The following is an 18,843-nucleotide window of genomic DNA, read 5'->3' as shown; positions in this document are numbered from 1 at the left end:
ACAGGAGCGAGCCGTGGACGACCACGACACCCCCGCCACCCCCGCCGACGACGACACGACCCTCGTTTTCCTCAAGGTCGAAGAGGCCGCCCGCCGACTCCGCATCGGCCGAACCACCTGCTTCGCGCTCATCCGCACCGGCGAACTGGAGTCGGTCATGGTCGGCGGACTTCGCCGGGTCCCGGTCGACGCGCCGGCTGCGTACGCGACCCGTCTTCGCACCGCCCAACGCGCCGCTTGATGACGCCCGGGGCGGCGGCATTCCCGGACAGGACAGCCCGCCGCCCCAATTCCATCCCGACACGCATGAAACAGGAGCCTGCCTGTGGCAGAGGACAAGAAGAAGCGAACCCGACAGCCGAACGGCCGAAGCTCGATCTACTTCGGCAAAGACGGCAAGTGGCATGGCCGCGTCACCGTCGGCATCCGCGACGACGGCACCCCGGACCGCCGCCACGTCGAGCGGAAGACCCGCGCCGAAGTAACGCTCGCCGTACGCGAGTTGGAAAAGGAGCGTGACGCCAAGACCGTGCGGAAGCCCGGCAAGGCGTGGACGGTCAAGGCGTGGCTTACTCACTGGATTGAGAACGTCGCGCCCCTCGCGGTGAACGACAACACGATGGTCGGGTACGGCGTGGCCGTCAGGAAGCACCTCATCCCCGGCTTGGGGGCTCACCGTCTCGACAGGCTGAAGCCCGAACACATCGAGGCGTTCTACGCGAAGATGCAGGCCAACGGCAGCAAGCCCGCAACCGCGCACCAGGCGCACCGCACCCTGCGCACCGCACTCAATGAGGCGGTACGGCGCGGTCATCTCGGCAAGAACCCCGTTCAGTTGGCCAAGGCGCCAAAGACGGGGGAGTACGAGGTGGAGCCCTACAGCGTCCAAGAGGTACAGCGGTTGCTCAAGGCCGCTGACCGGCACCGGAACTCCGCACGCTGGGCCGTCGCCCTCGCCCTCGGACTCCGCCAAGGGGAAGTGCTCGGCCTGGTGTGGGAGGACGTGGACCTTGACAGGGGATTCCTTGTGGTCCGGCGTAGCCGCCACCGGCCGCAGTACGCCCACGGGTGCGTGGAACCTTGCGGACGCAAGGCCGCCGGGTACTGCCCGCAGAAGCGGCGCACCAACCCGGAGCTGTCCACCACCAAGTCGCGCGCCGGCCGCCGCGCGGTCGGCCTCCCCGAACAGCTCGTCGACCTACTCCGTGCCCACCTCAAGGCGCAGGACGCGGAGCGGCAGTTGGCAGGGAAGCGGTGGGTTGAGAACGGGATGGTGTTTCCGGACGAGCACGGTTGCAGCCCGTCCCACCGGCGCGACTGGTCTGAGTGGAAGGCTCTTTTGGCAGAGGCGAAGGTACGGGACGGGCGCCTGCACGACGCACGCCACACCGCAGCGACGGTTCTGCTCATCCTCGGTGTCCCCGAGCGCGCCGTCATGGGCCTCATGGGGTGGTCGACCACAGCCATGGCCGCTCGCTATCAGCACATGGTGGACGCAGTGCGCTCCGACATCGCGAAGCAGGTGGACGGTCTGATCTGGAAGACCGAGACGGACCGGCCGGATAATGACGACGGTTCGGCTGGCGCGCTTGTACCAATCAACTGACAAAGACGAGCAGCAGGGCGGCACACGTTCTGGTGTGCCGCCCTGGTGTGAGCACGAAAAGGATCCGGCTGCCCGAGGATCGCCTTTCCACTCGATCCCCGATGACTGTCAGCGCCCGTGGGTCCTGAGGGCTTCGTAGATGTCTCTCTCCAGGGCCCGCTGTACCTTCTTTCGGAGATCCCTGAATGATCTGTAGCTGCCTAGAAGACCATTAGGGTGCAATGTATCGACGTAACCTCGAAGCGCGTCGAGTTGCCTAGTGTCCACGTCGTTGGCATGGGGCATGCGCGAGGTATACACATGGACTGGGATCCCGCGTTGAACACATAGGTCAATCTCTTCTGCAGACCCAGATACATGGGTCGAAGTCGGCTGGCCAAGTCGACTAGCGAAGACCGCGATCAAAATGTCGGCGGGCTCAACTATTTGGCCATTCAGAATTTTCTGCCCCTCTTCGTTGGTGAGCAACGGGACAGAGTCAGACTCCCACGTCAGCGGCCGTAGGTTGACGTTTCTGAAACTTGAGTGAAGGTCGTTCCACTCTTTTATGATCTTCTTTATGTCGCGTCGCTCACTTATTGTGTCACTCGGTGATGCGATGAGGACATTAAGTGTTAGTGGCGTGGAAGGCAACCCGCTCACCTCCATTAGTAAAGCGGGAGCGAATCCTCTCCGATCTCGGAAAGGACCTACAAACCGCCGTGGAACGGCAGCGTTCGCTTCTTCAGCTCGTCACGCTCCGCACGGAGCGCTCGGCTGGGATAAGCCACTAGTTCCAGGCTAGAAACCACGCCCACCCTGTGCAACCGGGCTAGCCCCCACGGCCGAGAGACTGCACCGAAGGCCGTCGAGGGGGCACCTCACTGCGCGGATGACCTTGCGGCCAGGTTGGTCGAGTCGTTGGCGCCCAGGGAAGCGACGGCCTCTGGTAGATGTGCTCACGTACCAACTGAGACGGAAACTGAGACGGACGGTCAAAGGGCGGCACCCCGGCAGGGGTGCCGCCCTCCTGTTTTGCCTGGTCCAGGCACTAGAGGCCGTGGCGGGAATCGAACCCGCGTAACTCGCTTTGCAGGCGAGCCCCTCAACCACTCGGGCACACGGCCATTCGGTACTTCGTTCACCAGGCCGTGGCGGGAATCGGACCCACGTGACTCCCCGCGAGCGGAGCTCGCTGATGGATGCAGCGCAGGCGAGCCCCTCAACCACTCGGGCACACGGCCATTCGGTACTTCGTTCACCAGGCCGTGGCGGGAATCGGACCCACGTGACTCCCCGCGAGCGGAGCTCGCTGATGGATGCAGCGCAGGCGAGCCCCTCAACCACTCGGGCACACGGCCATTCGGTACTTCGTTCACCAGGCCGTGGCGGGAATCGGACCCACGTGACTCCCCGCGAGCGGAGCTCGCTGATGGATGCAGCGCAGGCGAGCCCCTGAACCACTCGGGCACACGGCCGTTCATCAGTCCCGTCGGGATCCGGCCCTCCGGACTGCGTGGAACGACCGTATGGCGGCGGGGGACGAGCGCTCAAGGGAAGCCGGGGGCCTGCAATGGGACTGCCATACGCCGTTCATGAAAGCGGTGAACAGCGGTGGACAGCGGTGAGGCGGGCGGTGGGCCTACGACCAACGGACCAGGGGTGGGCCCGTCTCCGGACAGGGGTCAATGTCAGTTGTGCGCCTTACCCTGGCGGGCATGACCGTCCTCGAACCTCGCGACACCGGTGTCGCCGACGCAACCGGGAAAACCCGTCCGCCGTCCCCCGACGAGAGCGTGCTCGGGCGGTCGTACCGGGCTCTGAGCGTCGGGATCGTCTCCGTCGTGTTGCTGATCGCCTTCGAGGCGACCGCGGTGGGGACGGCGATGCCGGTGGCGGCGCGGGAGCTGGACGGGGTGTCGTTGTACGCCTTCGCGTTCTCGGGGTACTTCACGACCAGTCTGTTCGGGATGGTGCTGGCGGGGCAGTGGTCGGATCGGCGGGGGCCGCTCGGGGCGTTGACCAGCGGCATCGCCGCCTTCGTCGCAGGGTTGCTGCTCTCCGGGACCGCCGGGGACATGTGGCTGTTCATCCTCGGACGGGCCGTGCAGGGGCTCGGGGGCGGGCTGGTGATCGTCGCGCTGTATGTCGTGGTCGGTCGGGCGTATCCGGAGCGGTTGCGGCCGGCGATCATGGCGGCCTTCGCGGCGAGCTGGGTCGTGCCGTCCATCGTGGGGCCGCTGGCCTCCGGGGCGGTGACCGAGCATCTGGGGTGGCGGTGGGTGTTCGTCGGGATCCCCGCCCTCGTCGTGTTCCCGCTGGCGCTCGCGCTGCCGCAGATACGGCGGCGGGCCGGGGGACCGGTCGACGAAGGTGCCGCGGGCGCCTCCTTCGACCGGCGCCGCATCCGCCTCGCCCTCGGGATCTCCCTGGGCGCGGGGCTCCTTCAGTACGCCGCCCAGGATCTGCGGCCGCTCTCCCTCCTGCCCGCCGCCGCGGGCGTCGCGCTGCTCGTGCCGGCCGTCCTCGGGCTCCTGCCCCGCGGCACCTACCGGGCGGCCCGCGGGCTGCCGTCGGTGGTGCTGTTGCGCGGTGTCGCCGCCGGTTCCTTCATCGCCGCCGAGTCCTTCGTGCCGCTGATGCTGGTCACCCAGCGCGGGCTCAGCCCGACCCTCGCAGGGTTCTCGCTCGCGGCCGGCGGGGTGACCTGGGCGGTGGGTTCGTGGGTGCAGTCCCGGCCACGGGTGGAGCCGTACCGGGAGCGGCTGATGACCGTCGGGATGGTGCTCGTGGCGGCCGCCGTCGCCGCCGCGCCGAGCGTGCTGATCGACTCCGTGCCGGCCTGGACGGTGGCCGTCGCCTGGGGCTTCGGCTGCTTCGGGATGGGCCTGGTGATCTCCTCCAGCAGCGTGCTCCTGCTGCAGTTGTCCGCCCCGGAGGAGGCCGGTACCAACTCCGCGGCCCTGCAGATCTCGGACGCGCTGTCCAACGTCCTGCTGCTGTCCGCGGGCGGCGCAGCCTTCGCCGCTCTGGGCGGAGGCAACGTGACCCACGCGGCCACGGAGGCCTCCGGCTCGCACCCGGCCGCCTTCGCCGCCGTCTTCCTGCCGATGGCCGGGGTGGCGCTGGTGGGGGCGTGGGTGACGACTCGGCTGCGATCCACCTCCGGGTGACACCAAGTGGTACCACGTAGTACCGTCGAAGTATGGCCGGACTGAACCTGCGTTTCACGGACGAGGAACTCGACGCCCTGCGTGAGCGTGCGGCGGCTGAGGGGCGCAGCATGCAGGCATTCGCGCACGATGCCGTGATGGGGGCCATAAACGAGCACTCGCGGTTGTTCAACGAGGCCGCAGAACACGTACTGAAGGCCAGCGCCGAGCTGAACCGGAGACTCGCCTGATGCACTACCTCACGCTCCCCGAGCTGCTGAACCTCGCGCAGCGACTCGGGGTGGACGAGGTGCGTGACTACGGGCTGCTGGACTCGGCGCTCGCGCGCCCCCGGTCGAGCGTGTTCGGCCAGGACGCCTATCCGGACGTATGGCAGAAGGCCGCGGCGCTGATGGAGTCGCTGGCGCGCAATCACGCGCTCGTCGACGGCAACAAGCGCATCGCCTGGTATGCGACCTGGGTCTTCCTGCACCTGAGCGGGCACCCGCTGGATCCCGAGTTCGATGTGGACGAGGCCGAGAGGTTCGTGCTGGACGTCTGCCAGGGTGCCTTGGACGTCCCCAAGATCGCGTCGCAACTGCCGCGCTTCGCACGCTGAGCCGGTGTCCGCGTCTCCTCTGTGACGTGGATCCCACCCGGTCGTGACCCGGCCCCGTTCGCGCGTTGACGGGTCCGGGCCGCCGGTAGGGTGGCCCGGTTGTCCTACGTAGCCGAGCCGCCCACCCGTCACCCACCACCCCGTCCGACGCGCCAGGCGCGGCACCTCTGATTCGACCCCCGTACGGAGACCGTGACTACCACCGCCGCCTCGTCCTCACACCACCTCTCTCCCGCCTTCCCCGGCCGCGCGCCCTGGGGCACCGCCAGCAAGCTGCGTGCCTGGCAGCAGGGGGCGATGGAGAAGTACATCCAGGAGCAGCCGCGCGACTTCCTCGCCGTCGCCACCCCCGGTGCCGGCAAGACGACCTTCGCGCTGACCCTCGCCTCCTGGCTGCTGCACCACCACGTCGTGCAGCAGGTGACCGTGGTCGCGCCCACCGAGCACCTGAAGAAGCAGTGGGCGGAGGCGGCCGCGCGCATAGGGATCCGGCTGGACCCCGAGTACAGCGCGGGCCCGCTCAGCCGGGACTACCACGGTGTCGCGGTGACGTACGCGGGTGTCGGCGTGCGGCCGATGCTGCACCGGAACCGCAGCGAGCAGCGCAAGACCCTCGTCATCCTCGACGAGATCCACCACGCCGGTGACTCCAAGTCGTGGGGTGAGGCCTGCCTGGAGGCGTTCGAGCCGGCCACGCGGCGGCTGGCGCTCACCGGTACGCCCTTCCGGTCCGACACCAATCCCATCCCCTTCGTGACGTACGAGGAGGGGAACGACGGGATCCGGCGGTCCGCCGCCGACTACACGTACGGGTACGGCAACGCGCTGGCCGACCACGTCGTCCGGCCCGTCATCTTCCTCTCCTACAGCGGCAACATGCGCTGGCGCACCAAGGCCGGCGACGAGATCGCCGCGCGGCTCGGCGAGCCGATGACGAAGGACGCGATCAGCCAGGCGTGGCGTACGGCCCTGGATCCGCGCGGCGAATGGATGCCGAGCGTGCTGCGCGCCGCCGATCAGCGGCTGACGGAGGTCAGGAAGTCGATCCCGGACGCGGGGGCGCTGGTCATCGCCTCCGACCAGGACTCGGCGCGCGCGTACGCCAAGCTGATCCGTGAGATCACCGGCACCAAGGCGACCCTCGTCCTCTCCGACGACGCGGGCGCGTCCAGCCGGATCGACGAGTTCAGCGGCAACACCGATCGGTGGATGGTCGCGGTGCGGATGGTGTCGGAGGGCGTCGACGTGCCGCGGCTCGCGGTGGGGGTGTACGCGACGACGATCTCGACGCCGTTGTTCTTCGCGCAGGCCGTCGGGCGTTTCGTACGGTCCCGGCGGCGCGGCGAGACCGCGTCCGTGTTCCTCCCCACCGTGCCCGACCTGCTCGGCTTCGCCAACGAGATGGAGCGCGAGCGGGACCACGTCCTTGACAAGCCGAAGAAGGGCGGGGACGAGGAGGACCCGTACGCCGAGTCCGAGAAGGAGATGGAGGAGGCGAACCGGGAGCAGGACGAGGACACCGGCGAGCAGGACATGCTGCCCTTCGAGGCGCTGGAGTCCGACGCCGTCTTCGACCGGGTCATGTACAACGGGGCCGAGTTCGGCATGCAGGCCCACCCCGGGAGCGAGGAAGAGCAGGACTACCTCGGCATCCCCGGTCTGCTGGAGCCCGAGCAGGTCCAGCTGCTGCTGCAGAAGCGGCAGGCCAAGCAGATCGCGCACAGCAAGAAGAAGCCGGACACCGAGGCCGACCTGCTGGAACTGCCCGCCGAACGGCGGCCGGTGGTCTCGCACAAGGAGCTGATGGAGCTGCGCCGGCAGCTCAACACGATGGTCGGCGCGTACGTCCATCAGAGCGGCAAGCCGCACGGGGTCATCCACACCGAGCTGCGGCGGGTGTGCGGCGGGCCGCCCAGCGCGGAGGCGACGGCGGGGCAGCTGCGGCAGCGGATCGCCAAGGTGCAGGAGTGGGCGACCCGGATGAAGTGAACGGGGTCCGCGCCGGGCGTTCGTCGGCTCCGGTCTCCCCTTCCGGGGCGCGTCTTCTCCGCGGGGGCGCGTCTCTTTGCGGTCCGGCTTGTTCGCGCCGTACGTATCGGGACAAAGCACAGGTAGTCCATGCCGGCCAGTGACCGGATTCTGGACGGAGCCTTCCGCTCAGCGAACCTGCTTCGCTACTGTCCCGCTACGCACACGCCCCGTGGCAGCGCCGCCGCGGAGCGCAGCCGTGAAGCGACTGGGTCCGGACACGCCAGGCCCATCTGCCGATCGGCGGCCTCTGAAGCGCGTCACTGACGGGACTCGGTGACGCACCCGCCGCGAGGGGGCCGCCGACCTCACCACTTAAGGAGTGGGCGTCGTGACCGCGGAGACCTCCCAGACGCTCGATCGGGGACTGAGAGTCCTCAAGCTGCTGGCCGATACGGACCACGGGCTGACCGTCACCGAGCTTTCCAACAAACTGGGCGTGAACCGGACCGTCGTGTACCGGTTGCTCGCCACGCTGGAGCAGCACGCACTGGTACGGCGTGATCTGGGTGGGCGAGCCCGGGTCGGGCTGGGGGTGCTGAGGCTGGGCCGCCAAGTGCACCCGCTGGTGCGGGAGGCGGCGTTGCCAGCGCTGCGGTCGCTGGCGGAGGACATAGGGGCGACCGCGCATCTGACGCTCGTCGACGGGTCGGAGGCGTTGGCCGTCGCCGTGGTCGAGCCGACGTGGACGGACTACCACGTGGCGTACCGGGCCGGGTTCCGGCATCCGCTGGACCGGGGGGCCGCGGGCAAGGCGATTCTCGCCGCGCGGCAGCGGTCGTTGGACGACCCCGGCTACACGCTGACGCACGGGGAGTTGGAGGCAGGGGCGAGCGGGGCCGCGGCTCCGTTGCTGGGGGTGACGGGGGTCGAGGGCAGCGTGGGTGTCGTGATGCTGGCGGATGCCGTCCCGGAGAGGGTGGGGCAGCGGGTGATGGACGCGGCGCGGGAGGTCGCGGAGGCACTGCGGTGAGGTGAGCGGTGGCGGTGGGTCAGCTGGGCCTTGCGTGAGGTGCCGCCCGGCGTCGGTGCGGGCGGGTGGGCCGCGCAGCCCGGCGTCACGGGGCACCGCCGCGCCCACCCGCGCCGCCCCGGGCGGCACGGCTGCCTGCGGTTCGACGGGATGGCGGGGTGCCGTCCGTGCCTTCGCTTGCACGTGCCCGCGGTTCGACGGGGTGGCCGATCGCCGTCTGCGTCTGCGTCTGCGGCGCTGGGGCGGGGCGCGCGCGTGGTTCGACGGGGTGGCCGATCGCCGTCTGCGTCTGCGGCGCTGGGGGCGGGGCGCGCGCGTGGTTCGACGGGGTGGCCGATCGCCGTCTGCGTCTGCGGCGCTGGGGGCGGGGCGCGCGCGTGGATCGACGGGGTGGCCGGACGCCGTCTGCGTCTGCGTCTGCGGCGCTGCGGGCGGGGCGCGTGCGCGGTCGACGGGTGGCCGGAGGCGCCGTTCCTGTTCCTGGTCGCGCCGGGCGGACGGTCGCCTTCGGGCACGGGCGGATGGTCACCGTCGAGCCGGCCAGATGGTCACCGTCGGTCCGGGCAGGTGCTCGCGTTAGATTGGCCCCGTGCTCTCTCGTCTCACGCGTCCCCAAGCCCTCGCCGTCTGTGCTGCGCCCTTCGTCGGGCTGGTCGCGGCCGCGTTGTTCGCGCCGTTGCCGTTCTCGGTGGCGCAGCCGGGGATGACGGCGGACGTGCTGGGCGCGAACAAGGGGACGCCCGTCATCACGATCTCCGGCGCGCCCAGCCGGGACACCACCGGGCAGCTGCGGATGACGACCATCGTGGCGACCGGCCCGGACGCGCATGTCTCGCTGGGGGACGTGATCGACGGATGGTTCAACACGGGCCAGGCGGTCATGCCGCGGGACGCGGTGTACCCCAGCGGGCAGAGCACCCGGCAGATCGAGCAGCACAACACCGCAGAGATGAAGAAGTCCCAGGACGCCGCGACCGAGGCCGCGCTGGCGTACCTCGACCGGAGCGACGAGAACATCAAGGTCACGCTGAAGCTGGCCGACGTCGGCGGCCCCAGCGCCGGGCTGCTGTTCTCGCTGGGGATCATCGACAAGCTCGACGGCGACGGCAGCGGCGGTGACCTCACGGGCGGTCGTACCATCGCCGGGACGGGGACCATCGATGCTGAGGGCACGGTCGGCGCCGTCGGCGGTGTCGCCCTGAAGACGCAGGCCGCCCGCCGGGACGGCGCCACCGTCTTCCTCGTACCGAAGGACGAGTGCTCCGAGGCCAAGGCCGAGCTGCCCAAGGGCCTGCGCCTGATCCCGGTGACCACCCTCAAGGGCGCCGTGGACTCCCTGGTCGCCCTGGAGACGGGCAAGGGGTCCGTGCCGGCCTGCTGAAGCCCCCTGCACGAGCCTCCCCCTGCACGAGCCTCCACCCACCTCGCCGCTACGCCCCTTCCCGTGCCGCCCCCGACGCCTGCTCCACCAGCGGGATGATCCGCAGTGGAACGGCGTTCTCCATCACGATCGCGGTCGAGGCCCGGACGATCCCGTCGAAACCGACGACCCGGTCGATGACCCGCTGGAGGTCGGCGTTGGAGCGGGCCACCAGCCGGCACAGCATGTCGCCGCTGCCAGTGGTGGTGTGCAGCTCCAGCACCTCCGGCACGGTCGCCAGGTGCGCGCGTACGTCGGCGCCCTGCCCCTGCCGGATCTGGAGCGTGGCGAACGCGGTGACCGGGTAGCCGAGGGCCGCAGGGTCCACTTCCGGCCCGAATCCGCGGATGACCCCGTTCGACTGAAGCCGGTCGAGACGGGCCTGCACGGTCCCCCGCGCGACCCCCAGCCGCCGGGACATCTCCAGGACGCCGATGCGCGGCTCCCTCGCCAGCAGCACGATGATCCGCCCGTCCAGATGATCGATCGCCACGCCCGCCTCCCGGATGGTCACCCTGTACAGAAAGGCCGCCGAAGCCACCGTATCGCTGCACAGATTGCCCGGTGGTCAGGGGAAGTGTTGCGCACCTTGCCGGGCGGAGCGAGGCTTCCGCTATGACGCAGACCACACACCACACTCCCGACACCGCCCGGCAGGCCGACCCCTTCCCGGTCAAGGGAATGGACGCGGTCGTCTTCGCCGTGGGCAACGCCAAGCAGGCGGCGCACTACTACTCCACCGCCTTCGGCATGAAGCTGGTCGCCTACTCCGGACCGGAGACCGGCAGCCGCGAGACCGCCGCCTACGTCCTCGAGAACGGCTCCGCCCGCTTCGTCCTCACCTCCGTCATCAAGCCCGCCACCACCTGGGGCCACTTCCTCGCCGAGCATGTGGCCGAGCACGGCGACGGCGTGATCGACCTCGCCATCGAGGTCCCGGACGCGCGCGCCGCGTACGCCTACGCCGTCGAGCACGGCGCCCGCTCGGTCGCCGAGCCGTACGAGCTGAAGGACGAGTACGGCACGGTGGTGCTGGCCGCGATCGCCACCTACGGCGAGACCCGTCACACGCTGGTCGACCGCTCCGGCTACGACGGCCCGTACCTGCCCGGCTTCGCGCCCGCGAGCCCCCTCGTCGAGCCGCCCGCCCAGCGCACCTTCCAGGCCATCGACCACTGCGTCGGCAACGTCGAGCTCGGCCGGATGAACGAGTGGGTCGGCTTCTACAACAAGGTCATGGGCTTCACGAACATGAAGGAGTTCGTGGGCGACGACATCGCCACCGAGTACAGCGCCCTGATGTCGAAGGTCGTCGCGGACGGCACGCTCAAGGTCAAGTTCCCGATCAACGAGCCCGCCATCGCCAAGAAGAAGTCCCAGATCGACGAGTACCTGGAGTTCTACGGCGGCGCGGGCGTGCAGCACATCGCGCTGAACACGAACGACATCGTGCAGACGGTACGGACGATGCGCGCGGCGGGCGTCGAGTTCCTCGACACGCCCGACTCCTACTACGACACCCTCGGCGAATGGGTCGGCGACACCCGCGTGCCCGTGGAGACGCTCAGGGAACTGAAGATCCTCGCCGACCGCGACGAGGACGGCTATCTGCTGCAGATCTTCACCAAGCCGGTCCAGGACCGCCCGACCGTCTTCTTCGAGATCATCGAGCGCCACGGCTCGATGGGCTTCGGCAAGGGCAACTTCAAGGCCCTGTTCGAGGCGATCGAGCGGGAACAGGCCAAGCGCGGCAACCTCTAGGCCGGCAGGGCAGGCCCGGACGGCCAGGGCAGGACTGGACGGTCGGGGCAGGCCCGGACGGCTAGGGCAGGTTCGGCGGGTCCGTGACCGCCGGCTCGCCCAGCTGGGTCAGCGCGGCCCGCGCCCGGGGCAGGTGCAGCGGGGAGAAGTGCGGGTTGATCCGCAGCGCCTCCTGGAGGTGCCGCCGGGCCGGCCCGTACCGCTTCAGCCCGACCTCGATCATGCCCAGGTGGTAGGAGTACGGCGCGCTGCGCACCGCGCCGCCGTTCGCCCGGTCGGTGGCGATGCCGGCGAACTTCAGCGCCTCCTTGTCCTGGCCGGCCCGGTGCAGCGCCCATCCCAGCGCGTCCGCGACCGCGATCCCCGGCTGCCGCCGCCACTCGGCGCGCAGCCGCCGGACCGCGGTCTGCGGATCGCCGTGGTCGGCCTCGAACTGGCCGAGGAGCAGCTCCTGGTCGACCCCGCCGGCCGTGTCGAGCCGCACTCGCTGGCGCAGCAGGTCGTACTGCACGCGGGCCTCGTGGGTCCTGCCCAGCGACTCGTACAGCTCGCCCAGCTCCAGCGCGTACCGCGGCAGGGGCTGGCCGGAGAGCGCGATCTGGTACGCGCTCACCGCCTCCGAGGTGCGCCCGAGGGCCGCCAGCACCCGCCCCCGCCCGGCCTGCGCGGCCCGCTGGTCGCGGTCGAGGCGCACCGCCTGCTGGAAGTGGCGCAGGGCCGTCTGCAGGTCGCCGCGTTCCCAGGCGAGCTGCCCGGCCCGCTCCCGCCAGGCCGCCTCCTCGGCGGGCGAGGACGCCCCGGCCGCCGCGTCCGACAGCGCCGCCGCCGCGTCCTCGCGCCAGCCCTGCTCCCAGTAGACGGCCGCCGCCCGCGCCAGCACCGCCGGTCCCGAGTGCAGCTTCATCAGCGTGTCCAGCGTGGCCCGGGCCTTCTTGTAGTCGCCGAGCCCGGTGTAGGCGTCGATGAGCAGCGGATACGTCGTCCACCGCTTCGGCGCCAGCCTGCGCGCGGCCTCGGCCCAGTCCAGGGCCGCCGGGAAGTCGCGGCGCGCGGCGGCGAGGGCGGCGAGGCCGTCGAGGGCCTCGGCGTTGCCCCGGGGGCGCACGTTCAGCGAGGTGCGCAGGGCCCGCTCGGCCCTGGGGTAGAGGACGGCGTCGGAGGTGCGCCGGCCCTGCTCGACGTAGGCCGCACCGAGGACGGCCCAGGACTGGGCGTCGCGGGGGTGCTTGCGCAGATGGGTCTCGCGGTCGTCGATCAGCGCCGCCAGGTCGGGCAGCGCGGCCGCCACCCCGGTCCTGACCGCGGCGTGCGCCTGGGCCCCCGGGGCCGGTCCGGGCGCCGGCTTCCTCGCCGGCCGCTCCTCGGGCAGGAGCAGCAGGACCCCGCCCAGCAGCAGGCATCCGGCCAGCACACCGACGAGCACCCGGCGGATCAGCCGGGATCGGGCCCCCTCGCGCGGGGCGGGCGTCTGCGACCGGTCGTCCGCGGCCGTGGTCTCCGTGGTCTCCGTAGCGCTCTCCATGGCGCTCACTGTGCGACAGTACGACGACCTCACCCCGGTATCGGCCGGGTGCCGCAGACGGGGTTCACACCGATGGCCCCCGGGTGCGACGCTGTGATCATGAGCCGTATCGAAGCGCCCCGCGACGAGGAGACCGGCAACCTCCTGGACCGCCTGCTCGACGGCCTGCCCGCCGAGGCGGTCCTCACCGACCCCGACGTCACGGCGTCGTACGCCAACGACATGGCGAGCTTCTGCCCGGCCGGCACCCCGGCCGTGGTCGTGCTGCCGCGCACGGTCGAACAGGTCCAGCACGTCATGCGCACCGCCACCGAGCTGCGCGTCCCGGTCGTCCCCCAGGGCGCCCGCACCGGCCTCTCGGGCGCCGCCAACGCCTCCGACGGCTGCGTCGTGCTCTCCCTGACGAAGATGGACCGGATCCTCGAGATCAACCCGGTCGACCGCATCGCCGTCGTCGAGCCCGGGGTCGTCAACGCGGTGCTCTCCCGCGCGGTCGGCGAACACGGCCTGTACTACCCGCCCGACCCCTCCAGCTGGGAGATGTGCACGATCGGCGGCAACATCGGCACCGCCTCGGGCGGCCTGTGCTGCGTGAAGTACGGGGTGACGGCCGAGTACGTCCTCGGCCTCGACGTCGTCCTCGCCGACGGCCGTCTGATGACCACCGGCCGCCGCACCGCCAAGGGCGTCGCCGGGTACGACCTGACCCGTCTGTTCGTCGGCTCCGAGGGCTCGCTCGGCATCATCGTCCGGGCCGTCCTGGCGCTGAAGCCCCAGCCGCCCGCGCAGCTGGTCCTGGCCGCCGAGTTCGCCTCGGGCGCCGCCGCCTGCGACGCCGTCTGCCGGATCATGGCGGGCGGGCACGTCCCGTCCCTCCTCGAACTCATGGACCGTACGACGGTGAAGGCCGTCAACGCCCTCACCCACATGGGCCTCCCCGAGACCACCGAGGCCCTCCTGCTCGCCGCGTTCGACACCACCGACCCGGCCGCCGACCTCGCCGCCGTCGGCGCGCTGTGCGAGGCGGCCGGCGCCACCCAGGTCGTCCCGGCCGAGGACGCGGCCGAGTCCGAACTGCTCCTCCAGGCGCGGCGGTCCTCGCTCGTCGCCCTGGAGGCCGTCAGGGGCACCACGATGATCGACGACGTGTGCGTGCCCCGCTCGCGGCTCGGCGAGCTGCTCGAAGGGGTCGAGCGCATCGCCGAGAAGCAACGGCTGACCATCGGTGTCGTCGCCCACGCGGGCGACGGCAACACCCATCCGACCGTCTGCTTCGACGCCCAGGACCCCGACGAGTGCCGCCGCGCCCGCGAGTCCTTCGACGAGATCATGGCTCTCGGCCTGGAACTCGGCGGCACCATCACCGGCGAGCACGGCGTGGGCGTTCTGAAGAAGGAGTGGCTGGCGCGCGAGATCGGCCCGGTGGGCGTGGAGATGCAGCGGGCCGTGAAGCAGGTCTTCGACCCGCTGGGCATCCTCAACCCCGGCAAGCTCTTCTGATCCTTCGCCATGGCCGACGGGTCGCCGTGGCCTGACCCGTCGTGACGGCCCGCCCTGTCGCGACGGTCCGATCCCTTCCGGTGGCTCACTCCCCGTCCGTCGACTCGTCCGACAGCCACGGGTCGCGCAGCCACAGATCGTCCGCCGGGGTCGGGGCGAGCAGGTCGGCCAGGGCGTCGTCGAGACCGAGCCGCTCGGCCTCGGTTCCCGGGGGCACCGCCCGCAGCGTCCGCTCCAGCCAGGCCGACACCTGGGCCGCGGGCGCCTCCAGCAGCGCGTCACCCATGGGTGAACTCAGCGCCATCAGCACCACGCTGCGCCCCTCCGCCTTCGTCGGCCACACCCGTACGTCCCCGTGCCCGCACGGCCGGAACACCCCCTCCACCAGCAGCTCGCGGGCGAACGTCCACTCGACGGGCTGCTCGGAGTTGATGTGGAAGGTGACGTGCACGGCGAAGGGGTCGTCGCTGCGGTAGGCGAGCCGCGCCGGGACCGGGATGCTGCGTTCCGGCGACAGGACGAGCCGGAGTTCCAGCTCGCGTTCCACCACGGTGGGGTGCATGTCCGTTCTCCTCTCGGGACTGATCCGTACGGAGGGGAGAGCAGGGTGCGACCGGGAGCATTACGCGATTCCGAGAACTTTTTTCGCCGGGCGGTCCGAACGTGTGAAGGGGGTGCACGCGATTGCCCGGAAAGGGGTGGGTACGGCGGGACGGGCGGTGGGGGTTGCGCCCGTCTGATAGATGTGGAGACCCCCATCCCACCCCCGAGCAGATACGGGACGACGGACATGAGCGCCCCAACCCCGGCCCCCGGTGACGACAGGCCCCGCGAAGGGTATTACCCGGACCCGTCCATCCCTGGATACGTCCGGTACTGGAACGGTGCCGCCTGGGTGCCCGGCACCAGCCGCCCGGCGCCGTCCGGCGGCGAACCGCTCGCGCCCCCGCCCGGCGCGGGGCCGGCGGGCGGCTCGGCGTCCGTCGAGGAGACCGGCCCGCACTTCTTCGACGAGGACCCGGCCCCGGCGCAGCAGTACGGCAGCCGCCCCGAGCCGGCGTCCGCGTGGGGCGCCGACCGCTCCCAGCAGTCCGGCTTCGGCGGCGACCAGGACCGCAGGGTGTCCTGGGGAAACCCGAACCCGCAGGGCCAGGACCCGCGGGTGCAGGCCTCGCCCGACGGGCAGTCCCCGTCGGCCGACGGCACGGCGACGGCCCCTCCGGCGGAGCAGGAGCGGGAGCGGGAGCAGGAGCCGGACTTCGGCGCCGGTGACGTCGAGGCCGGGGGCACGTTCGTCTTCCGCCGCCCGACGGCCGGATCCGCCTCCGGAACCGCCCCGTCCGCCGCTTCCGGCCCCGGTGGCCCCAACCCCGACCCCGGCACCGTGACCTTCCGTGCGCCGGTCCCGCGCACGCCCCACCAGGGCGGGGCACCGGGGGCGCAGCCCGGAAGCACGGGCGCATCCTCGGCGTCCGGCCAGGGAACGCCGGGGACCCCGGCGACCGCCGGGACCGCCGGGACGCCCGGGTCCGGTGCACAGGGTGCCGCCGGTGCGGCAGCGTTCGGCGGGGCGCAGGGCCCGGCCGGGGCCGCCGCAGGCTCCGGTGCGGCAGCGTTCGGCGGGCCGGGCGGGGCAGGCTTCGCCGCCCAGGGGCCGTTCGTCTCGGAGGGTGCCGGCGGCGGTTTCGGTGCCGAGGGGTCGGCCGGTCCGGCGGGTGCCGCCGCAGCCGGTGGGCAGCCCGGTTTCCCCGCGCGGGGTCCGGCCGGTTCGGCCGGCCCGGGTGGGGGCGCCGGGACCGCGGAGCCCGGCTTCGGTGCCGCCGCTGGTTCCGGGCAGCAGGGTCTCCCCGCCCAGGGTCCCGTCGGCGCGCCCGCCTCCGGTGGCGCCGCTCCCGCGGCCGGTTTCGGCGCCCCGGCCGCCGCCACCGCGCCCGCGGCCAAGCCCGGTTTCGCCGCCGGCAAGGCCGCCGCCGAGCGCGCGGCGGCGCAGTCCGCCCAGGCCGCCCAGCCCGCCGCCCAGGCGTCCGCACCCGCCCTCTCCAGCCCTCAACAGGCCGCACAGGGCGTCCCCCAGCAGTCCGGCGCCGCGCAGCCCGCGGCGGCCCCGGCCGCCTCCGCCGCTCCCATGAGCACCGGTCCCGGCGGCGGCCAGCACTCCTGGGCGCAGCAGGTGCACCAGCTGGCGGCGAACGGTGACGACCAGCCCGTCGCGCCCTGGAAGCCGCCGGTGGAGGACCTGTTCCAGGCGGCAGCCCGGCGCCAGGCGGCGGCCCGCCCCGCCGGGATCGGCAAGCGGCTGGCCGCCCGCCTCGTGGACACCCTCGTCCTCGGCGCCGTCACCGCCGCCGCCGCCTTCCCGCTGGGCACGAAGGCCGTCGAGCACGTCAACGACAAGATCGACGCGGCCAAGCTCACCGGAGAGACCGTCACCGTCTGGCTGCTGGACGGCACCACGTCGGCGTACCTCGGCATCGTCCTCGCCGTCATGCTGGTCTTCGGGATCGTGTACGAGGCGCTGCCGACCGCCAAGTGGGGGCGCACGCTGGGCAAGAAGCTGTTCGGGCTCGAGGTGCGGGACATCGAGGGCCACGAGCCGCCGTCCTTCGGCGCGGCCCTGCGCCGCTGGCTCGTCTACAGCGTCCCCGGGCTGCTCGCCGTAGGTGTCGTGGGCGTCCTGTGGGGGCTGTTCGACCGGCCGTGGCGCCAGTGCTGGCACGACAAGGCGGCGCACACGTTCGTGGCGGGCTGACCGGCCGCCGGCCCGTATCGCGAGCGGCCGACGGGGCTCCGTACCCCGGACGGCCGCTCGCCGGATGCGGAGCCGCGCGGTTCGCGGTCCACTCGGGCCATGACGACCGAACCGCCCCCCGGTTCCGGCGGCGAGCCGCCGGAGGACGATCCGTTCAGGAAGCAGCCCCCGCAGCAGCCCCCGTCCGGTCAGGGGCAGGGCCCGCAGGGTTCGCCGTACGACAGCCCGTACGGCGGTCAGGGCGGCCAGGGTGGCCAGCCCCCTCCGTACGGCGGTCAGGGCGGTCAGGGCGACCAGCCGCCTCCCTACGGCGGCCAGGGCGGTGAGGGAGGCCAGGGTGGCCAGCCGCCTCCGTACGGCGGTCAGGGCGGTCAGGGCTGGGAGCCGCCGCCCTCCGGCGGGCAGCCGCCGCCGTACGGAGGCGGCCCCTACGGCGGTGAGCCGTTCGGCGGCTATCCGGTCGATCCGCTCGCGGGGATGCCCCCGCTGGCCGACAGCGGCAAGCGGACGCTCGCGAGGATCATCGACCTGGTCATGGTGGGCGTCGTCGTCTGGCTGCTGACGTGGGCCTTCCGGGTGAACGAGTACGGGATGGGCGGCGAACGGGTCGAGGTCGGCAAGTCGCTCGCGCAGTCCGTGGTGGCCGCCGTGCTCTACGTCGCCTACGACACCGTGATGATCGCCCGGACCGGGCAGACGCTGGGCAAGAAGTGGCTGGGCATGCGGGTGGCCAACCTCGACAACGGCTCCACGCCCTCGTGGCAGGCCTCGCTGGTCCGGGCGCTGGTGCTGTGGCTGCCGTTCGCGTTCTGCTGCGCCTGTCTGTGGACGGCGATCTGCGGCGGCTGGAGCTTCTTCGACAAGCCGTACAAGCAGGGCCTGCACGACAAGGCCGCCAAGACGGTGGTGGTCAGCGCGATCTGACGCACCGAGTGGTCAGAGCCGTCTGACACACCGACAGCACGACCGAGGGCCCACGCCGTTTCAGGCGGGGCCCTCCGTCATGTCGTTCAGGGTGCCGACGGTTCCCGGACCGGCTCGGGCGCCGCGGCGACCGCGGCGGGGACGGGCTGCTCGCCCGCGGCGGAGCGGGCCACGACGACGGGGGCGCGCCTGGGCGCCGGGAGCGTCATGGCGACGAGTACGCCGAGGGCGACCGCGGTGATGGTGATGACCGCGATGAGGGAGCCCGAACTCGTCTGTGACAGCAGCAGCATGGCGAGCGTCGAGAAGATGACGGTGCAGGAACCGTACGTGAGCTGTGCGACAGTCGGACGAGGCATGGCAATCGTGTCCTCGGAAGCGGGGGCGGTCTCGACTCTATTCGCCTGCATGCCCGAGTGGAACGAGCGGTAAGCGTGAGCTGACACACGGTGCCGGTGCACAGGGGGCGCACGGAGTCATGACGTCCACTCCGTGGACAGGCCCGCGCGCCCGCCACGTTACGGTCACGCGTCCGCAATGCGAACGCAAGGTCCCAATAATGCGTTGATCTGTGCAAGTCAAGATCTGTCTTTTCTGCTGAACCAGTAGT

17 protein-coding genes, 4 tRNA genes and 1 pseudogene are annotated in these 18,843 nt (G+C 71.4%); 13 read left to right on the top strand and 9 right to left on the bottom strand.

All coding sequences use genetic code 11. From position 1 onward, the window contains the following. The first annotated feature begins 13 nt into the window (after positions 1 to 13). Positions 14 to 241, top strand: a complete 228-nt coding sequence (locus ACPT94_RS22300) for an excisionase family DNA-binding protein (RefSeq protein WP_425246650.1) — start codon at positions 14 to 16, stop codon at positions 239 to 241. A gap of 84 nt (positions 242 to 325) precedes the next feature. Then, positions 326 to 1,606 (top strand): tyrosine-type recombinase/integrase, encoded by a 1,281-nt coding sequence (locus ACPT94_RS22295; RefSeq protein ID WP_425246649.1) that lies wholly within the window; start codon positions 326 to 328, stop codon positions 1,604 to 1,606. Positions 1,607 to 1,714: 108 nt separating this feature from the next. Here ACPT94_RS22295 and ACPT94_RS42120 read toward each other — a convergent pair whose 3' ends face one another. The 5 genes from ACPT94_RS42120 to ACPT94_RS22275 form a co-directional block, all read right to left on the bottom strand. Next, positions 1,715 to 2,254, bottom strand: a complete 540-nt coding sequence (locus ACPT94_RS42120; RefSeq protein WP_489686588.1) for a DUF4062 domain-containing protein — start codon at positions 2,252 to 2,254, stop codon at positions 1,715 to 1,717. Between the two features lie 386 nt (positions 2,255 to 2,640). Further along, a tRNA-Cys gene (locus tag ACPT94_RS22290) sits at positions 2,641 to 2,712 on the bottom strand. A gap of 19 nt (positions 2,713 to 2,731) precedes the next feature. Beyond that, a tRNA-OTHER gene (locus tag ACPT94_RS22285) sits at positions 2,732 to 2,829 on the bottom strand. 19 nt (positions 2,830 to 2,848) lie between these two features. Beyond that, positions 2,849 to 2,946 (bottom strand) — tRNA-OTHER (locus ACPT94_RS22280). 19 nt (positions 2,947 to 2,965) lie between these two features. After that, positions 2,966 to 3,063, bottom strand: a tRNA-OTHER gene (locus tag ACPT94_RS22275). Positions 3,064 to 3,303: 240 nt separating this feature from the next. Here ACPT94_RS22275 and ACPT94_RS22270 point away from each other — a divergent pair. The 6 genes from ACPT94_RS22270 to ACPT94_RS22245 all read left to right on the top strand — a co-directional run bounded on the left by ACPT94_RS22270 (position 3,304) and on the right by ACPT94_RS22245 (position 9,738). Next, positions 3,304 to 4,758, top strand: coding sequence for an MFS transporter (locus ACPT94_RS22270; protein WP_425246648.1), 1,455 nt, complete (start codon positions 3,304 to 3,306; stop codon positions 4,756 to 4,758). Between the two features lie 32 nt (positions 4,759 to 4,790). Beyond that, complete coding sequence (locus ACPT94_RS22265; protein WP_189941552.1) at positions 4,791 to 4,988, top strand: hypothetical protein; 198 nt, start codon at positions 4,791 to 4,793, stop codon at positions 4,986 to 4,988. Next, a complete protein-coding gene (locus tag ACPT94_RS22260; protein ID WP_425246647.1) occupies positions 4,988 to 5,356 on the top strand; it encodes a type II toxin-antitoxin system death-on-curing family toxin in 369 nt (122 codons plus the stop codon). Before ACPT94_RS22265 ends, ACPT94_RS22260 begins: the two co-directional genes overlap by 1 nt. Positions 5,357 to 5,548: 192 nt before the next feature. Continuing rightward, positions 5,549 to 7,345 (top strand): DEAD/DEAH box helicase, encoded by a 1,797-nt coding sequence (locus tag ACPT94_RS22255; RefSeq protein WP_425246646.1) that lies wholly within the window; start codon positions 5,549 to 5,551, stop codon positions 7,343 to 7,345. 370 nt (positions 7,346 to 7,715) lie between these two features. Continuing rightward, positions 7,716 to 8,357 (top strand): IclR family transcriptional regulator, encoded by a 642-nt coding sequence (locus tag ACPT94_RS22250; RefSeq protein WP_425246645.1) that lies wholly within the window; start codon positions 7,716 to 7,718, stop codon positions 8,355 to 8,357. Positions 8,358 to 8,946: 589 nt separating this feature from the next. Then, positions 8,947 to 9,738 carry a S16 family serine protease gene (locus ACPT94_RS22245; RefSeq protein ID WP_425246644.1) on the top strand — a complete coding sequence of 264 codons (792 nt, stop codon included), beginning with the start codon at positions 8,947 to 8,949 and terminating at the stop codon, positions 9,736 to 9,738. Positions 9,739 to 9,787: 49 nt separating this feature from the next. Here the strand turns inward: ACPT94_RS22245 and ACPT94_RS22240 are convergent, their stop codons facing one another. Further along, positions 9,788 to 10,270 carry an Lrp/AsnC family transcriptional regulator gene (locus tag ACPT94_RS22240; RefSeq protein ID WP_425246643.1) on the bottom strand — a complete coding sequence of 161 codons (483 nt, stop codon included), beginning with the start codon at positions 10,268 to 10,270 and terminating at the stop codon, positions 9,788 to 9,790. Between the two features lie 122 nt (positions 10,271 to 10,392). Between ACPT94_RS22240 and hppD the strand changes: the two genes are divergently transcribed. Further along, positions 10,393 to 11,538 carry a 4-hydroxyphenylpyruvate dioxygenase gene (gene hppD, locus ACPT94_RS22235; protein WP_425246642.1) on the top strand — a complete coding sequence of 382 codons (1,146 nt, stop codon included), beginning with the start codon at positions 10,393 to 10,395 and terminating at the stop codon, positions 11,536 to 11,538. Between the two features lie 61 nt (positions 11,539 to 11,599). Here hppD and ACPT94_RS22230 read toward each other — a convergent pair whose 3' ends face one another. Further along, complete coding sequence (locus ACPT94_RS22230; RefSeq protein WP_425246641.1) at positions 11,600 to 13,060, bottom strand: tetratricopeptide repeat protein; 1,461 nt, start codon at positions 13,058 to 13,060, stop codon at positions 11,600 to 11,602. Positions 13,061 to 13,153: 93 nt separating this feature from the next. Between ACPT94_RS22230 and ACPT94_RS22225 the strand changes: the two genes are divergently transcribed. Next, on the top strand, positions 13,154 to 14,560 hold the full coding sequence (locus ACPT94_RS22225) for an FAD-binding oxidoreductase (protein ID WP_425246640.1): 1,407 nt from the start codon (positions 13,154 to 13,156) through the stop codon (positions 14,558 to 14,560). Between the two features lie 85 nt (positions 14,561 to 14,645). Here the strand turns inward: ACPT94_RS22225 and ACPT94_RS22220 are convergent, their stop codons facing one another. After that, positions 14,646 to 15,122: an SsgA family sporulation/cell division regulator gene (locus ACPT94_RS22220; protein WP_425246639.1), complete on the bottom strand. Its 477-nt coding sequence runs from the start codon at positions 15,120 to 15,122 to the stop codon at positions 14,646 to 14,648. A 228-nt stretch (positions 15,123 to 15,350) separates the two neighbouring features. Between ACPT94_RS22220 and ACPT94_RS22215 the strand changes: the two are divergent. From ACPT94_RS22215 to ACPT94_RS22205, 3 genes and pseudogenes are all read left to right on the top strand, one after another. Next, positions 15,351 to 15,443 (top strand): annotated as a pseudogene (locus ACPT94_RS22215) (DUF2510 domain-containing protein); the annotation flags it as partial. 12 nt (positions 15,444 to 15,455) lie between these two features. Continuing rightward, positions 15,456 to 17,309, top strand: a complete 1,854-nt coding sequence (locus ACPT94_RS22210) for an RDD family protein (RefSeq protein ID WP_425246709.1) — start codon at positions 15,456 to 15,458, stop codon at positions 17,307 to 17,309. A 99-nt stretch (positions 17,310 to 17,408) separates the two neighbouring features. Continuing rightward, positions 17,409 to 18,233, top strand: a complete 825-nt coding sequence (locus tag ACPT94_RS22205; RefSeq protein ID WP_425246638.1) for an RDD family protein — start codon at positions 17,409 to 17,411, stop codon at positions 18,231 to 18,233. An 86-nt stretch (positions 18,234 to 18,319) separates the two neighbouring features. Here the strand turns inward: ACPT94_RS22205 and ACPT94_RS22200 are convergent, their stop codons facing one another. Then, on the bottom strand, positions 18,320 to 18,592 hold the full coding sequence (locus ACPT94_RS22200; protein ID WP_425246637.1) for a hypothetical protein: 273 nt from the start codon (positions 18,590 to 18,592) through the stop codon (positions 18,320 to 18,322). Between the last annotated feature and the right edge of the window lie 251 nt (positions 18,593 to 18,843).

It is taken from the genome of Streptomyces aurantiaciflavus (genome assembly GCF_049808595.1).
Classification (GTDB): Bacteria; Actinomycetota; Actinomycetes; order Streptomycetales; family Streptomycetaceae; genus Streptomyces.
Note: the sequence above shows the minus strand (reverse complement) of the source record. Positions and strands in the feature narration are given on the sequence as shown.

Bases quoted from the DNA above. Each gene is read 5' to 3' on its own strand.
- ACPT94_RS22220 (WP_425246639.1), bottom strand. From the start codon at position 15,122: ATGCACCCCACCGTGGTGGAACGCGAGCTGGAACTCCGGCTCGTCCTG.
- ACPT94_RS22270 (WP_425246648.1), top strand. From the start codon at position 3,304: ATGACCGTCCTCGAACCTCGCGACACCGGTGTCGCCGACGCAACCGGG.
- ACPT94_RS42120 (WP_489686588.1), bottom strand. From the start codon at position 2,254: ATGGAGGTGAGCGGGTTGCCTTCCACGCCACTAACACTTAATGTCCTC.
- ACPT94_RS22230 (WP_425246641.1), bottom strand. From the start codon at position 13,060: ATGGAGAGCGCTACGGAGACCACGGAGACCACGGCCGCGGACGACCGG.
- ACPT94_RS22200 (WP_425246637.1), bottom strand. From the start codon at position 18,592: ATGCCTCGTCCGACTGTCGCACAGCTCACGTACGGTTCCTGCACCGTC.
- hppD (WP_425246642.1), top strand. From the start codon at position 10,393: ATGACGCAGACCACACACCACACTCCCGACACCGCCCGGCAGGCCGAC.
- ACPT94_RS22260 (WP_425246647.1), top strand. From the start codon at position 4,988: ATGCACTACCTCACGCTCCCCGAGCTGCTGAACCTCGCGCAGCGACTC.
- ACPT94_RS22205 (WP_425246638.1), top strand. From the start codon at position 17,409: ATGACGACCGAACCGCCCCCCGGTTCCGGCGGCGAGCCGCCGGAGGAC.
- ACPT94_RS22265 (WP_189941552.1), top strand. From the start codon at position 4,791: ATGGCCGGACTGAACCTGCGTTTCACGGACGAGGAACTCGACGCCCTG.